Genomic DNA, 14994 nt, shown 5'->3' with positions numbered 1-14994 from the left:
CGACGTCCCCAGGCTCCGGAGAGCAAAATGACTGCATCCATCATCACCACCGACGCCCAGGCCCTGGCCGTCGCCGACGAACTCGCCCAACACCTGCGCCAGGACAGCGCCCTGCGCGACCGCGAGCGCCGCCTGCCCCATGCCGAACTCGAACGCTTCGTGCAATCTGGCCTGTGGGGCATCAGCGTGCCCAAGGCCTTTGGCGGCGCCGGGGTGTCCAACGTCACCCTGGCCAAGGTCATCGCCCGCATCGCCCAGGCCGACGCCTCGCTCGGGCAGATCCCGCAGAACCACTTCTACGCCCTGGAAGTGCTGCGGGTGAACGGCAGCCCCGAACAGCAGAAACGCCTCTACGCCGAAGTCCTCGCTGGCCGCCGCTTCGGCAACGCCCTGGCCGAGCTAGGCACCAAGAACGCCCACGAGCGCACCACCCGCCTGAGCCGCGACGGCGACCACTATCGCATCGACGGCCGCAAGTTCTATTGCACCGGCGCGATCTACGCCCAGCGCATCCCGACCCTGGTGATCGACGAGCAGGATGTGTCGCACCTGGCCTTCGTGCCCGCCGACAGCCAAGGCATCGAGGTGATCGACGACTGGAGCGGCTTCGGCCAGCGCACCACCGGCAGCGGCTCGGTGGTGTTCAACCACGTGGCGGTCCGCGCCGAGGACGTGGTGCCGTTCCAGAGCGCCTTCGAACGCCCGACCACGGTCGGCCCGCTGGCGCAGATCCTCCATGCCGCCATCGACACCGGTATCGCCCGCGCCGCCTACGAGGACGCCCTGCACTTCGTGCGCACCCGCAGCCGCCCCTGGATCGACTCCGGCCTCGACAAGGCCAGCGACGACCCGCTGACCCTGAAGAGCTTCGGCCACCTGGCGATCCGCCTGCACGCCACCGAGGCGCTGCTCGAGCGCGCCGGGGAAATCCTCGACATTGCCCAGGCCGACAGCAACGCCCAGACCCTGGCCGCCGCTTCCATCGCCGTGGCCGAGGCCCGGGCGATCAGCACCGAGATTTCCCTGGCCGCCGGTACCACGCTGTTCGAGCTGGCCGGCAGCCAGGCCACCCTGGCCGAGCACAACCTCGACCGCCACTGGCGCAACGCCCGGGTGCACACCCTGCACGACCCGGTGCGCTGGAAGTACCACGCCATTGGCAACTACTACCTCAACGACGAGAAGCCGCCGCGCCGGGGGACCATCTGATGGCCAAGGAGATCCTGCTCAATGCCTTCAACATGAACTGCATCGGGCACATCAACCACGGTTTGTGGACCCACCCACGGGACACCTCCACGCGCTACAAGACCCTCGACTACTGGACCGACCTGGCTCGCCTGCTGGAGCGGGGGCTGTTTGACGGGCTGTTCATCGCCGATATCGTCGGCACCTACGACGTCTATGGCCAGTCGCTGGACGTGACGCTAAAGGAGTCGATCCAGCTGCCAGTCAACGATCCGCTGCTGCTGGTTTCGGCCATGGCGGCGGTGACGAAGCACCTGGGCTTCGGCCTTACCGCCAACCTGACCTACGAGGCGCCCTACCTGTTCGCCCGCCGCCTTTCCACCCTCGACCACCTGAGCAATGGCCGGGTCGGCTGGAACATCGTCACCGGCTACCTCGACAGCGCCGCCCGGGCCATGGGCCTGGAGCAGCAACCCGAGCACGACCGCCGCTACGACCAGGCCGACGAGTACCTGCAGGTGCTGTACAAGCTGCTCGAAGGCAGCTGGGCCGACGATGCCGTGGTCGCCGACCGCGAGCAGCGGGTCTATGCCCGCCCCGACAGGGTGCGCAAGGTCGAGCACCACGGCGAGTTCTACAAGGTCGAGGGCTACCACCTGTGCGAGCCTTCGCCGCAGCGCACGCCCGTGCTGTTCCAGGCCGGCAGTTCGCCACGCGGGCTGGCCTTCGCCGGCAACCATGCCGAGTGCGTGTTCATCAGCGGCCAGAACAAGGTCGCCACCCGCGCCCAGGTCGACAAGGTGCGCGCCGCGGCCAAGGCGGCCGGGCGCGACCCACAGGCGGTCAAGGTGTTCATGGGCATCACCGTGATCGTCGCCTCGACCGAGGCCCAGGCACAGGCCAAGCACGCCGAGTACCTGCATTACGCCAGCGCCGAGGCCGGGGTCGCGCACTTTGCCAGCTCCACCGGTATCGACTTCTCGCGCTACGAACTGGACGAGCCCATCGGTTTCGCCAAGGGCAACGCCATCCAGTCCGCCACCCGCCAGTTGCAGGAAAGCGCATGGACCCGCCGCCGCCTGCTCGAACAGCACGCCCTGGGCGGTCGCTACGTGACCCTGGTAGGCGACGCCGAGCAGGTGGCCGAGCAACTGATCGCCTGGATCGACGAAACCGGCCTGGACGGTTTCAACCTGACCCGCACCGTCACCCCGGAAAGCTACGAGGACTTCATCGAGCTGGTGGTCCCCGCCCTGCAACGCCGCGGGCGCTACAAGACCGCCTACGCCGAGGGCACCCTGCGCGAGAAGCTGTTCGCCAGCGGCGAGCCGCGCCTGCCCGGCGGACACCCCGGCGCCCGCTACCGCAACACCCCCGACCCTGCCCCGACTGGAGCCCTGCACCATGCTTGAGAAACTGTTCCGGCCCGTCGCGGCCATTGCCCTGGGCCTCGGCCTGTCCGCCGCCGCCTTTGCCGCCGAGCCGCTGAAGATCGGCACCACCGCCGCCTTTGCCATCCCCCTGGAGGCGGCGGTGGAGGAGGCCCATAAACAAGGCCTGGAAGTGAAACTGATCGAGTTCAGCGACTGGATCGCGCCCAACGTCAGCCTCAACAGCGGCGATATCGACGTGAACTACTTCCAGCACATCCCGTTCCTGGAAAACGCCAAGGCCGCCGCCGGCTTCGACCTGGTCCCGTACGCGCCGGGGATCATCAACAACGTCGGCCTGTACTCGAAAAAATACAAGAGTCTCCAGGAACTGCCCGAGGGCGCCAGCGTGGCCATCGCCAACGACCCGATCAACAGTGGCCGTGGCCTGCAGTTGCTGGCCAAGGCCGGGCTGATCACCCTCAAGCCGGGCGTGGGCTACAAAGCCACCGAGGACGACATTGTCGCCAACCCGAAGCAGATCCGGATTCTCCAGGTCGAAGCCGTGCAGCTGGTACGCGCCTACGATGACGCCGACCTGGTCCAGGGCTACCCGGCCTACATCCGCCTGGCCAACAGCTTCGACGCCACCTCGGCGCTGCTGTTCGACGGCCTGGAGAACAAGGAATACGTGATCCAGTTCGTCATCCGCCCGCAGGAGAAGAACGACCCGCGCCTGGCCAAGTTCGTCGATATCTACCAACACTCGCCGGTCGTGCGCGCCGCCCTGGACAAGGCCCATGGCAAGCTCTACCAGGCCGGGTGGGAAGGCTGACATGGCCCAGGCCAGCGCCCTCAGGGCGCCCATCCCGCCCGCCGAACCGCTCAAGGCCGAGGAAACGGCCCTGCGCCCGGAGGTGAACCAGGCGCACATACGTTTCCTCGGCCTGGGAAAGACTTATCCGGGCCAGGGCCAGCCGGCACTGCAAGGCATCGACCTGAACATCCGCCGGGGCGAGATCTTCGGCATCATCGGCCGCAGCGGCGCCGGCAAGTCCTCGCTGCTGCGCACCATCAACCGCCTGGAGCAACCCAGCCAGGGCCGGGTGCTGATCGACCAGGTGGATATCGCGCCGTTCGACGAGGACCGCCTGGTGGCCTTGCGCCAGCGCATCGGCATGATTTTCCAGCACTTCAACCTGATGTCGGCCAAGACCGTGTGGCAGAACGTCGAGCTCCCGCTGAAGGTGGCCGGCGTGGCCAAGGCCAAGCGCCAGCGCAAGGTGCGCGAGCTGCTGGAGCTGGTCGGCCTGGCGGAAAAACATCACGTCTACCCGGCGCAGCTGTCAGGTGGGCAGAAGCAGCGCGTCGGCATCGCCCGGGCCCTGGTACATGACCCCGAGATCCTGCTGTGCGACGAGGCCACCTCGGCGCTGGACCCGGAAACCACCGCCTCGATCCTCGAACTGCTGCGCGACATCAACCGGCGCCTGGGCCTGACCGTGGTGCTGATCACCCACGAGATGGCGGTGATCCGCGACATCTGCCAGCGCGTGGTGGTGCTCGAACGTGGCGAGATCGTCGAGCAGGGCGAGGTCTGGCAGGTATTCGGTACGCCGCGCCACGACGTCACTCGCACCCTGCTCGCACCGCTGCAGACCAAGCTGCCGGCACCCTTGCAGGCCAGCCTGCGCGCCCAGCCGGTCAGCCGCGACGCGGCCGTGGTGCTTAAGCTCACCCTGGTCGGCGAACCGGAGCTGAGCGCCCTGTTCAACGACCTGGGCGGGCGCGTGCGGCTGCTCCAGGGCGGCGTCGAGACCATCGGCGAGCATGCCCTGGGGCAGTTCATCCTGTCCGTGCGCGGCTCGCCGCTGGACACTCACCAATTGCTCGAACGCGCCCGTCGCTGGGCCGCGGATGTGGAGGTACTCGGCCATGTGGATTGATCGCCTGCTGCAAGGCCTGCTCGACACCCTGCTGATGGTCGGCGTGTCCTCGCTGGTCGCGCTGCTCGTCGGGGTGCCGATGGCGGTGCTGCTGGTCACCAGCGACAAGGGCGGGATCTTCGAGGCCCCGGCGCTGAACCGGGTGCTGGGCGCCATCGTCAACCTGTTCCGCTCGATCCCGTTCCTGATCCTGATGGTCGCGCTGATCCCCTTCACCCGCCTGGTGGTCGGCACCACCTATGGCGTGTGGGCGGCCGTGGTGCCGCTGACCATCGCCGCCACGCCGTTCTTCGCGCGGATCGCCGAGGTCAGCCTGCGCGAGGTCGACCATGGTTTGATCGAAGCCGCCCAGGCCATGGGCTGCCGGCGCTGGCACATCGTCTGGCACGTGTTGTTGCCCGAGGCCCTGCCGGGCATCGTCGGCGGCTTCACCATCACCCTGGTGACACTGATCAACTCGTCGGCCATGGCCGGCGCGATCGGCGCCGGAGGCCTGGGGGATATAGCCTACCGGTATGGATACCAGCGCTTCGACAGCCAGATCATGCTGACCGTGATCGTGATGCTGGTGGCATTGGTGGCAGTGATCCAGCTGGGCGGGGACCGTTTGGCCAAGGGATTGAACAAGCGTTGATGTATTACGGGCGTAGGAGCGGCCTTGTGCCGCGAAAGGGCCGCAAAGCGGCCCCGGCAATTTTTGTATCAACGCTGAAATCCTGGGGCCGCCTCGCAGCCCTTTCCGGCCGGTCCGACGCCTCGGCAAGGCCGCTCCTACAACGGTATGCACAAGGCTTAGCCCCAGTGCAGCTCCGCCGCCGGCACCGGCCGCCCGAACCAGTAGCCCTGCCCCAGCTGGCATTGCTGTTCCAGCAGGAACCGCGCCTGCTCCGCCTGCTCGACCCCTTCGGCGTGCACCTGCATGCCCATGCTCCGGGCCAGGGCGATGATTACCCGCACGATGGCGATATCGTCCTCGTCATGGGGCAGGCCCGCGACGAAGCCCTGGTCGATCTTGAGCTTCTGCACGGGCATCCGCTTAAGCCGCAGCAATGACGAATAGCCCGTGCCGAAGTCATCGATGGCCAATGTCACGCCCAGTTCGCGCAGGCGGTGCAACTGCTCCAGAGCGACTTCAGGGTCTTCCATCACCGCGCTCTCGGTCACTTCGAGTTCGAGCAGCGCAGGATCCAGCCCGGTGTCGTGCAATGCATCGGCCACCTGCCGGTACAGGTCACGCTGGCTGAACAGGCGGCTGGAAATGTTCACCGCGACGAACGCCAGCTGTCGCCCCTCGGTCTGCCATTGCACCATCTGCCGACAGGCCTGGTGCAGGACCCAGGCGTCGATCTCGGCGATCAGCCCGGTGCGCTCGGCGATGGGGATGAATTCCCCGGGCGGGACCAGGCCGCGCTGGGGATGCTGCCAACGCACCAGCGCCTCGACGCCGATCATCCGGGCGGTGAACAGGTCGTGTACCGGCTGGAAGAACACCCGCAACTCCTGCTGCTCCAGGGCACGGCGCAACTCGCCGGCGGTCTCGACCCGCTGCTGGGCATGGGCGGTGAGCTCCTCGGTGTACAGCGCGTAACAGGCGCGGCCGTTGCTCTTGGCCTTGAACAGCGCCGAGTCGGCGTTGCGCAGCAACTGCTCGGCGCTCAGTGCATCGCTGGGGAACAGGCTGATGCCGATGCTGACACTGATGAACAGGCGGTTGCCTTCGAAGCAGAACGGTTCCTTCAAACGCTCGATGATCGATTGCGCCAGCTTGCCGGCCTGGCCGACCTGCTGGCAGTTCTCGGCCAGCACGCCGAACTCGTCGCCGCCCAGCCGGGCCAGGGTCACGCCACTGCCCAGCACCTCGCGCAGACGCTCGCCGACCAGCTTGAGCAGTTGGTCGCCGATGGTGTGGCCGAGGCCGTCATTGATGCTCTGGAAATGGTCGAGGTCGAGCAGCAGCAGGGCACAGCCGCGCTTGTTGGCCTGGGCCGCGGCCATGGCCTGCATGGCGCGGTCATTGAACAGCAGGCGGTTGGGCAGGCCGGTCAGCGGGTCGTGATGGACGAGATAGGCCAGTTCTTCCTCGGTGTGCTTGATCGCGCTGATGTCGCTGAAGACCGCGACGTAATGGCTGAGCGCGCCACTGTCATCGCGAATGGCGCAGATCGTCTGCCATTGCGGGTAGATCTCCCCGCTTTTACGGCGGTTCCAGATCTCCCCGCTCCACTCGCCCTGCTCCGCCAGGGCGGCGTAGATCTGCTGGTAGAACGGCGCGCCATGCCGACCGGACTTGAACTTGCTCGGGCGCTGGCCGATGACTTCGTCCTGCTGGTAACCGGTGATGCGCATGAAGGCCCGGTTGACGTGCACGATCAGGCCATTGCGGTCGGTCACCAGCACACCCTCCAGGGTGCTGTCGAACACCGCCGCGGCCATGCGCAGGCGCTCGCGGTCTTCACTGCGCAGGCGCGCGCCGATGCCGATGAAGTTCAGCAGCCGGGCGCGCGAGACGAAGATCAGCAGGGCGCTGAGCAGCACCCACACCACGACGTTGATCTGACGCCCCACGGTCAGTGCCAGCGGGTCCTCGGTCATGCTGTGCAGAACCCCCTCGGACGCTGCCAGCCAGAGGATCGAGAACACCACGTAGAGCCCGGCCATGCGCAAGGCGTCGCGAACGGAAACAGACATGTCGGGTGGATGAGCCCATGAAAAAGGAAGGGGCATTATAAGGGCTGAAACACCCTGTGACCTCCTATCTAAAAGAGCGACTGGTTTTATTTACCCACCCGGGGATAATGCGAGCGCTGTTCCCCCTGAGTTTTCGAGGGTCTTTCCCGTTATGTGGTACTACGGTCTACTCGACTTGTCGGCCTGGCAACTGGTCGCCGTCACCCTGCTGATGACCCATTTGACCATCGTCAGCGTCACCATCTACCTGCACCGCTACTCGGCGCACCGCGCCCTGGAGCTGAACGCGGGGCTCAAGCATTTCTTCCGTTTCTGGCTGTGGCTCACCACCGCGCAGAACACCCGCGAGTGGACCGCCATCCACCGCAAGCACCACGCCAAGTGCGAAACCCCGGACGACCCGCACAGCCCGGTGCACAAGGGCCTGGGCACCGTGTTGCGCAAGGGCGCCGAGCTGTACCGTGAAGAGGCGCGCAACGAGGAAACGCTGCGCATCTACGGCAAGAACTGCCCGGACGACTGGATCGAGCGCAACCTCTACAGCCGCTTCAAGCTCGGCGGCATCGCCCTGATGGCGGTGATCGACCTGCTGCTGTTCGGCACCATCGGCATCACCATCTGGGCGATCCAGATGATGTGGATCCCGTTCTGGGCCGCCGGCGTGGTCAACGGCCTGGGCCATGCCGTGGGCTACCGCAACTTCGAATGCCGCGACGCCGCCACCAACCTGGTGCCGTGGGGCATCATCATTGGCGGCGAGGAACTGCACAACAACCACCACACCTACCCCAACTCAGCGAAGCTCTCGGTGCGCCGCTGGGAGTTTGACATGGGCTGGATGTGGATCCGCCTGCTGAGCCTGCTGCGCCTGGCCAAGGTGCAGCGCGTCGCGCCCATCGCCCATCGCGTGGAGGGCAAGGCGTCGCTGGACATGGACACCGCCATGGCGATCCTCAACAACCGCTTCCAGATCATGGCCCAGTACCGCAAGCTGGTGATCGGCCCGCTGGTCAAGCAGGAGCTGGACAAGGTCGACGCCTCGGTGCGCCACCGTTTCCGCCGTGCCAAGCGCCTGCTCTCGCGGGAGACCAGCCTGCTGCAGGACCGCCACCACGTGCGCATCGAGTCGATGCTGGCCCACAGCCAGGCACTCAAGACCATCTACGAAAAGCGTCTGGCACTGCAGCAGATCTGGGCGCGCACCAGCGCCAACGGCCACGACATGCTCGCCGCAATGAAGGATTGGGTGCACGAGGCCGAGGCCAGTGGCATCCACTCGCTGCGTGACTTCGCCGCCCAGCTCAAGACTTACTCGCTGCGCCCCAACGGCGCCTGAGCACCGTTGATCGGCATGCCCCGCAACGGGGCGTGCCGGCCGGAACTTCCCCCCCGAAAACCGACTCAAACCCGGCATATCGCCCGCGTGGCGGGCCGGACCGTGGCCGCACGCCCATCGTCGAGAAACGTTCCGTGCTCATGGCCAAAGACCTCCCACCTACACCTGCCGGCACTCCCCGCCCAGAAGCCGCCCAGACCCTGCTGGCCTTGCTCCATGCCCAAGGTGAAGTGGCCCGCCTGAGCGAACGCGAGCAGCTGTACAGCTCGCTGCTCGACAGCGTCAACGCCGTGCTCTGGGCCTTCGACTGGGAAACCCGCCAGGTGCTCTACGTCAGCCCCGCCTACGAGCGCATTTTCGGCCGCCCGGCCAGCCTGGTACTGGCCGACTACAACGAATGGCGCGACGCCATCTACCCGGACGACCTGGAGTACGCCGAGCGCAGCCTGGCCCAGGTGCTGGTCAAGGGCACCGTCGAGGACCGCGAGTACCGCATCCTCAATGCCGCCGGCGAGGTGCGCTGGCTCAGCGACAAGTGCTACATCAACCAGCAGCGCGAGGGCGACCAGCGGGTGATCATCGTCGGCATCGCCGAGGACATCACCGAAAAGAAACAGCTCGAAGGCGAGTTGCAACGCCTGGCCACCACCGATGTGCTCACCCAGAGCAGCAACCGCCGACACTTCTTCGAGTGCGCCCAGCAGGCCTTCGACAGCGCCCGCGAGGACGGCACGCCAATGGCCTTCCTGCTGCTGGACATCGACGATTTCAAGCACATCAACGACACCTACGGCCACCAGGAAGGCGACCAGGTACTACAGCGCATCGCCGACAGCGGCAAGGCCGTGCTGCGCCGTGGCGATCAGTTCGGGCGAATCGGTGGCGAGGAGTTTGCCGCCGTGTTCCCCGGCTGCACCGCGCAGGTGGCCGAGCAGATTGCCGAGCGTCTGCAGCGGGAAATCCAGCGGTTGAGCTTCAGCCATGGGCAGCAGACCTACGGTGTGACGGTTAGCCAGGGGCTGACCGGGCTGACCGACGAAGACGACACCCTCGACAGCCTGTTCGCCCGGGCCGATGCGGCGATGTACAGAGCCAAGCGTCAGGGCAAAAACCAGATTGTCCGCGGATGATCCTCTTACCTGCCGAACGGTGAATAGCCTGACAGAGGCTCTCTTCTACCGCGCAGGACCCAGGTACGAACTTTCTCTTTTGCCTGTGCGGCCACGTTTCTAGAATCTGAGGATGTCATCCTGAACCCCTGGAACTGTACCAGGGTGGTGTATGGCAATCAGATTCGAGCCTAGGATCGGGCAGTTGCTGGAATGCAACTTCGGTGATTATCGTCTCGAGCAGGGCGGTACCTGCTCAAGCCGCTTTGACTTCCGATTGCGACCGGAGATGGTCAAGCACCGCCTTGTCGTGGTGATCAACAGCAAGATCAATTCGAACGCCTGCATTGTCGTGCCACTGTCCACCACGAAAGATATGCACAAGGCTGGTCGAGGTTGGCATGTCCACCTTCCTGCCGACCTGATTCAAGACCTTCCATACTTCAAGCAGCAAGAGCGCTGGGCCAAAGCGGATCTGGTCGCACAGGTAAGTCGTGAGCGCCTGTTCAAACCGCGCGCCCTGAACCGAGGGTACCTGGATCAGGTTCTGGACCGTGAGTTAATCGAGCGGATTCAGCGCGCCATGGTGAAAGTCATAAACGCTGGAAGTCTGCTCAAAAATTGACAGATTCCACCGTTTTACCTATCGTGAGTCGCGTAGCCCTTAGAGGCACTCTGCGTCTTATCCCCCTTGAGGGACCTGCAAAAACCCAGCCCATGCTGGGTTTTTTGCCCTCTCAAATCTGTTTTTCCTCTCCAGCGCCTTCAGCTGCGCTCGCCATTGGCACGACCTCCAATTCGCTTTCGGCAGCCTGTGCTTCCTGACGCTCGACCTCCTCCCGCGCCAGCGCCTCAGGGTCCACCTTGCGCAGCCGCGACAGCTCCGGCAACCCAAGCTTGAGCAAGCGCGCCGTCTTGCTGCTGGCGACCTTCTCCAGCCCTTCGCTGGGCTTGAGCCGCGACAGCTGCCCGGCCAGGTTCATCGCCAGGATCTCCCGGGAGTAGACGCCGCCGCCCAGCTGGTACACCGCGGCGATCAGCTCGCGCAGGTCCAGCGGCAGGCGCCAGCGGGTGCGCAGCGCCGAGCCGAACGGCGCGCCGAATTCGTTGAGCGACAGCTCCACCTGGTCCTCGTCCAGCTCGCCACCGGCCAGGCGCCACTCCTGCAAGGTGCGCAGCACCGCCAGGTCACCCAGGCAGTGCAGCAGCCCCGCACAGTAACAGCGTGCTTCGTCCACCTCGAGCATGCGCGCCAGGGTGCGGCCGTACTCGGCGGTGTGCAGCGACAGGTTCCAGTAATGGGTGGCGTGCCGCGCCAGCAGCGGGTCGGTCAAACGGGCGCTGCGCTTGAGCGTCAGGCCGAGGATGAGGTTCATGCTCTGGGTGCTGCCAAGCTTGTTCAGTGCCTGCAGCAGGGTCTGTACCGGCGCTTCGCGGTGCAGGGCGGCACTGTTGGCGGCGGCGATGAGCACGCCGGTGATCTGCGGGTCGTTGCGCACCTCTTCCTCAAGCACCTTGAGGTTGAGGCCGTGAGGGTTGAGGGCACGCTTGACCGCCAATTGCACATCGGCGAACAGCGGGCCGCCATCGGCGCTGGCCCGGCGCTGTTCCAGGTAGGCCGGCAGTTGCGCGCCCGGCTGCAACGGCGGTACCGGGCAGGCGATCTGCTCACCCACCGCCAGCAGCAGGTTTTCCAGGCGCTTGCGCAGGTTATCCAGGTCGAGTGGCTTGCTCAGGTAGGCGGTCGGGTGCAACGGCAGCGCCTCGCGCACACTGGCGCTATCGGTGCGGTCACTCATCAGGATGAACGGCAAGCCGGGCTTGTCGCCCTTGGCGCGCACCTTGCGCAGCAGATCGAGGCCGTCGAACCCTGAGAGTTCACGGGCGGCGATGATCAGGTCGGGTTTGGCCGCCAGCGCGCTCAGCGCCTCGGAGCCATCGGCACAGACCTGCAGGCGGGCGTCGCAGCGCACGCTGAGCAGCATTTCGCTGAGCATGTCGCGCACCCAGGGATCGCCTTCGGCAATCAGCACGCAGGGGGGGACGGGGTCGACAGCGCTCATGGGCTATTCTCCAGGCTATGACGCGCGATCCATCGCAGCTTCCACGGAATCCTCGTACAACCTTAGCGCCTGATGCCGGCCAACGGCACAAAAAAAACCCGCCGAGGCGGGTTTTTTTCTGAAGCGTGTCACATTTTTCAGGCCAGTTCGGCGAAGCACTCTTCGATGATGGCCAGGCCTTTGTCCAGCAGCGCGTCTTCGGCGGTCAGCGGAACCAGGATCCGCAGGACGTTGCCGTAGGTGCCGCAAGACAGCAGGATCAGGCCCTTGTCGCGAGCCTTGGCGACCACCTGGGCAACGGCGGCGGCGTTCGGGGTGTGGGTGCCTTTCTCGAAGACTTCCACGGCGATCATCGAGCCCAGACCACGGACATCGCCGATGATCGAATGCTTCTTCTGGATTTCACGCAGGCCGGCGGTCAGGCGCTCGCCGACAGCCTTGCTGCGATCCAGCAGTTTCTCTTCCTCGAACACTTCGATCACGGCCAGGGCCGCGGCGCAGGCGATCGGCGAACCGGCATAGGTGCCGCCCAGGCCGCCCGGGGCGATGGCGTCCATGTACTCGGCCTTGCCGCACACACCGGCCAGCGGGAAGCCGCCGGCGATCGACTTGGCGAAGGTGGTCAGGTCAGGCGCGACGCCCATCTGTTCCATGGCGAAGAAGGTACCGGTACGGCCGGCGCCGGTCTGCACTTCGTCGGCGATCAGCAGGATGCCGTGCTGGTCGCACAGCGCGCGCAGGCGCTGCATCAGCTCTTTCGGCGCTGGCAGGAAGCCGCCTTCGCCTTGTACCGGCTCGAGGATGATCGCGGCGATATCACGCGGCTCGGCGTCGTTCTTGAAGATGCGCTCGACCGAGGCGATGGCGTCGTCGACGCTGATACCGTGCAGTTCGCTCGGGAACAGGGCGCGGAAGATGCCGCCTGGCATCAGGCCCATGCCAGCGGAGTACGGCACAACCTTGCCGGTCAGGCCCAGGGTCATCATGGTGCGGCCGTGGTAGCCGCCGGTGAAGGCGATCACGCCGGCACGGCCGGTGGCGGCACGGGCGATCTTCACGGCGTTTTCAACGGCTTCGGAGCCGGTGGTGACCAGCAGGGTCTTCTTGTCGAAGTTGCCTGGGACCAGCTTGTTGATCTTCTCGCATAGCTCGACGTAGGGCTCGTAGGCCAGCACCTGGAAGCAGGTGTGGCTGACCTTGGTCAGCTGCTCTTGCACGGCGGCTACCACTTTCGGGTGCAGGTGGCCGGTGTTCAGTACCGCGATGCCGCCGGCGAAGTCGATCAGTTCGCGGCCTTCGACGTCGATCACCGTCGAGTTCTTCGCGGTATCGACGAAGATCGGGTGGATCTGGCCGACGCCACGTGGGACGGCGGCGACACGGCGTTGCATCAGGGATTCGTTGGTCTTGCTCATAGTGCCCTCAATTGCGCCGGTTCTGCGGCGCTTTTATTCGGGGGTGGCTGGATGCAGGCGTGCACAGTATTCGTTGATCGACTGCCACACATGCCCTGGCCACCAGGTACCGCTATGTCAAAAAGGCCAGCGAGACGTCGCTCTCGCGCCCCGCTGGCAGAGGTAAAAGCGTTTACCTGGCGATCAGACGCTGATGCACAGGTATTTGATTTCGAGGTAGTCCTCGATACCGTACTTGGAGCCTTCACGGCCCAGGCCCGAAGCCTTGATGCCGCCGAACGGCGCCACTTCATTGGAGATCAGGCCGGTGTTGATACCCACCATGCCGTATTCCAGGGCCTCGGCGACGCGGAACACGCGGCTCATGTCGCGGGCGTAGAAGTACGAGGCCAGGCCGAATTCGGTGTCGTTGGACATGGCGATGACTTCGGCCTCGTCCTTGAAGCGGAACAGCGGCGCCAGCGGGCCGAAGGTCTCTTCCTTGGCGACGGCGGCGGTTTTCGGCACGTCGACCAGGATGGTCGGCTCGAAGAAGTTGCCTTCGATGATCTTGCCACCGGACAGCACCTTGGCGCCCTTGGCGACGGCGTCCTCGATGTGCTCCTGGACCTTGGCGACAGCCTTGCCGTCGATCAGCGGACCAGTGGTGGTGCCTTCTTCCAGGCCGTTGCCGATCTTCAGCTTGGCCACGGCGGCCTTCAGCTTCTCGGCAAACGCGTCGTAGACACCGTCCTGCACGTAGATGCGGTTGGCGCAGACGCAGGTCTGGCCGTTGTTGCGGTACTTGGAGATGATCGCGCCTTCGACCGCCTTGTCCAGGTCGGCGTCGTCGAACACGATGAACGGCGCGTTGCCGCCCAGCTCCAGGGACACCTTCTTGATGTCCTTGGCGCATTCTTCCATCAGCTGGCGGCCGATTTCGGTGGAGCCGGTGAAGGACAGCTTGCGCACCAGGGAGTTGCCGGTCAGCTCGGAGCCGACTTCGCCGGCGCTGCCGGTGATCACGCTCAGCACACCGGCCGGGATGCCGGCGCGGGTAGCCAGCTCGACCAGGGCCAGGGCGGAGTACGGGGTCTGCGAGGCGGGCTTGAGCACCATGGTGCAACCGGCGGCCAGGGCCGGGCCGGCTTTACGGGTGATCATCGCGGCCGGGAAGTTCCACGGGGTGATGGCGGCGGTGACACCGATCGGCTGCTTGATGACGATCAGGCGCTTGTCCGGCTGGTGGCCAGGGATGACGTCGCCGTACACGCGCTTGGCTTCCTCGGCGAACCACTCGATGAACGAGGCGGCATAGGCGATCTCGCCCTTGGCTTCAGCCAGTGGCTTGCCCTGCTCGGTGGTCATCAGGCGGGCCAGGTCGTCCTGGTGCTCGATCATCAGCTCGAACCAGCGACGCAGCTTGCCAGCACGCTCCTTGGCAGTCAGTGCGCGCCAGGCCGGCAGCGCCTTGTCGGCGGCCTCGATGGCGCGGCGGGTCTCGGCGGCGCCCATCTTCGGCACGGTACCGATCACCTCACCGGTGGCCGGGTTGGTCACCTTGATGGTCTGACCGCTGTCCGCATCCAGCCATTCACCGTTGATGAAGGCCTGCTGGCGGAACAACTGAGCGTCTTTGAGCTGCATGTCGGCTTCCCTTTACTGCGAATTATTGATTGTTGAAAAGGCGCCCCCGAGCGGGGGCGGCCGTCACAAATTCGTGCACCAGGGTGTTCGACGCCTGGGTGCCGAGCGTTTGAAATCTCAAACGGAATGCTAAGCGGGGGTTGGGGTGTTGGACAATAGGCTGTTCGAAAAAAAGAACGAATGGTTGAACACCCTGTCCGAAATTCGCGTCGCCCATTCGCGGGTAAACCCGCTCCCACAGGATCGGCGGTGA

12 protein-coding genes are annotated in these 14994 nt (G+C 65.4%); 8 read left to right on the top strand and 4 right to left on the bottom strand.

Annotated features, from left to right (window positions below; genetic code table 11):
• The first annotated feature begins 27 nt into the window (after positions 1 to 27).
• Genes NMG10_RS04790 through NMG10_RS04770 form a run of 5 tightly spaced genes read left to right on the top strand, consistent with a single transcriptional unit; the run spans position 28 to position 5138 of the window.
• Positions 28 to 1209, top strand: a complete 1182-nt coding sequence (locus NMG10_RS04790; protein ID WP_203648868.1) for an SfnB family sulfur acquisition oxidoreductase — start codon at positions 28 to 30, stop codon at positions 1207 to 1209.
• A complete protein-coding gene (locus tag NMG10_RS04785; protein ID WP_203648870.1) occupies positions 1209 to 2600 on the top strand; it encodes an LLM class flavin-dependent oxidoreductase in 1392 nt (463 codons plus the stop codon). The genes NMG10_RS04790 and NMG10_RS04785 overlap by 1 nt, the downstream gene beginning before the upstream one ends.
• Positions 2593 to 3393: a MetQ/NlpA family ABC transporter substrate-binding protein gene (locus NMG10_RS04780; RefSeq protein ID WP_232854817.1), complete on the top strand. Its 801-nt coding sequence runs from the start codon at positions 2593 to 2595 to the stop codon at positions 3391 to 3393. The genes NMG10_RS04785 and NMG10_RS04780 overlap by 8 nt, the downstream gene beginning before the upstream one ends.
• A gap of 1 nt (position 3394) precedes the next feature.
• Positions 3395 to 4504, top strand: a complete 1110-nt coding sequence (locus tag NMG10_RS04775) for a methionine ABC transporter ATP-binding protein (protein ID WP_254463893.1) — start codon at positions 3395 to 3397, stop codon at positions 4502 to 4504.
• The gene (locus tag NMG10_RS04770; protein ID WP_125466000.1) at positions 4494 to 5138 is read left to right on the top strand and encodes a methionine ABC transporter permease; all 645 of its coding nucleotides are present in this window, start codon (positions 4494 to 4496) and stop codon (positions 5136 to 5138) included. Before NMG10_RS04775 ends, NMG10_RS04770 begins: the two co-directional genes overlap by 11 nt.
• Before the next feature lie 158 nt (positions 5139 to 5296).
• Here NMG10_RS04770 and dibA read toward each other — a convergent pair whose 3' ends face one another.
• Positions 5297 to 7192, bottom strand: a complete 1896-nt coding sequence (dibA, locus tag NMG10_RS04765; RefSeq protein WP_254463892.1) for a phosphodiesterase DibA — start codon at positions 7190 to 7192, stop codon at positions 5297 to 5299.
• Positions 7193 to 7343: 151 nt separating this feature from the next.
• Here dibA and desA point away from each other — a divergent pair, with 151 nt between their 5' ends.
• The 3 genes from desA (at position 7344) to NMG10_RS04750 (ending at position 10262) form a co-directional block, all read left to right on the top strand.
• Complete coding sequence (gene desA, locus NMG10_RS04760; RefSeq protein ID WP_203648880.1) at positions 7344 to 8528, top strand: delta-9 fatty acid desaturase DesA; 1185 nt, start codon at positions 7344 to 7346, stop codon at positions 8526 to 8528.
• Positions 8529 to 8668: 140 nt separating this feature from the next.
• Complete coding sequence (locus NMG10_RS04755) at positions 8669 to 9658, top strand: sensor domain-containing diguanylate cyclase (protein ID WP_198743396.1); 990 nt, start codon at positions 8669 to 8671, stop codon at positions 9656 to 9658.
• A 151-nt stretch (positions 9659 to 9809) separates the two neighbouring features.
• Positions 9810 to 10262: a type II toxin-antitoxin system PemK/MazF family toxin gene (locus NMG10_RS04750; RefSeq protein ID WP_232854813.1), complete on the top strand. Its 453-nt coding sequence runs from the start codon at positions 9810 to 9812 to the stop codon at positions 10260 to 10262.
• Positions 10263 to 10374: 112 nt separating this feature from the next.
• On the opposite strand, the gene NMG10_RS04745 is transcribed toward NMG10_RS04750, so the two are convergent.
• The 3 genes from NMG10_RS04745 to gabD all read right to left on the bottom strand — a co-directional run bounded on the left by NMG10_RS04745 (position 10375) and on the right by gabD (position 14741).
• On the bottom strand, positions 10375 to 11700 hold the full coding sequence (locus NMG10_RS04745) for a response regulator (protein ID WP_254463891.1): 1326 nt from the start codon (positions 11698 to 11700) through the stop codon (positions 10375 to 10377).
• Positions 11701 to 11837: 137 nt separating this feature from the next.
• The gene (gene gabT, locus NMG10_RS04740; RefSeq protein ID WP_203648896.1) at positions 11838 to 13115 is read right to left on the bottom strand and encodes a 4-aminobutyrate--2-oxoglutarate transaminase; all 1278 of its coding nucleotides are present in this window, start codon (positions 13113 to 13115) and stop codon (positions 11838 to 11840) included.
• Between the two features lie 183 nt (positions 13116 to 13298).
• Entirely contained in the window at positions 13299 to 14741 is a 1443-nt protein-coding gene (gabD, locus tag NMG10_RS04735; RefSeq protein WP_028688580.1) for an NADP-dependent succinate-semialdehyde dehydrogenase, read from the bottom strand.
• Between the last annotated feature and the right edge of the window lie 253 nt (positions 14742 to 14994).

The sequence above is a fragment of the Pseudomonas sp. DVZ6 genome (genome assembly GCF_024259445.1).
GTDB lineage: Bacteria > Pseudomonadota > Gammaproteobacteria > Pseudomonadales > Pseudomonadaceae > Aquipseudomonas > Aquipseudomonas peradeniyensis.
This window is presented reverse-complemented; position numbering and strand designations above follow the sequence as displayed.

Excerpts from the sequence above, each read along its gene's own strand:
- NMG10_RS04790 (WP_203648868.1), top strand. The coding sequence starts at position 28 with ATGACTGCATCCATCATCACCACCGACGCCCAGGCCCTGGCCGTCGCC.
- NMG10_RS04785 (WP_203648870.1), top strand. The coding sequence starts at position 1,209 with ATGGCCAAGGAGATCCTGCTCAATGCCTTCAACATGAACTGCATCGGG.
- NMG10_RS04780 (WP_232854817.1), top strand. The coding sequence starts at position 2,593 with ATGCTTGAGAAACTGTTCCGGCCCGTCGCGGCCATTGCCCTGGGCCTC.
- NMG10_RS04775 (WP_254463893.1), top strand. The coding sequence starts at position 3,395 with ATGGCCCAGGCCAGCGCCCTCAGGGCGCCCATCCCGCCCGCCGAACCG.
- NMG10_RS04770 (WP_125466000.1), top strand. The coding sequence starts at position 4,494 with ATGTGGATTGATCGCCTGCTGCAAGGCCTGCTCGACACCCTGCTGATG.
- dibA (WP_254463892.1), bottom strand. The coding sequence starts at position 7,192 with ATGTCTGTTTCCGTTCGCGACGCCTTGCGCATGGCCGGGCTCTACGTG.
- desA (WP_203648880.1), top strand. The coding sequence starts at position 7,344 with ATGTGGTACTACGGTCTACTCGACTTGTCGGCCTGGCAACTGGTCGCC.
- NMG10_RS04755 (WP_198743396.1), top strand. The coding sequence starts at position 8,669 with ATGGCCAAAGACCTCCCACCTACACCTGCCGGCACTCCCCGCCCAGAA.
- NMG10_RS04750 (WP_232854813.1), top strand. The coding sequence starts at position 9,810 with ATGGCAATCAGATTCGAGCCTAGGATCGGGCAGTTGCTGGAATGCAAC.
- NMG10_RS04745 (WP_254463891.1), bottom strand. The coding sequence starts at position 11,700 with ATGAGCGCTGTCGACCCCGTCCCCCCCTGCGTGCTGATTGCCGAAGGC.
- gabT (WP_203648896.1), bottom strand. The coding sequence starts at position 13,115 with ATGAGCAAGACCAACGAATCCCTGATGCAACGCCGTGTCGCCGCCGTC.
- gabD (WP_028688580.1), bottom strand. The coding sequence starts at position 14,741 with ATGCAGCTCAAAGACGCTCAGTTGTTCCGCCAGCAGGCCTTCATCAAC.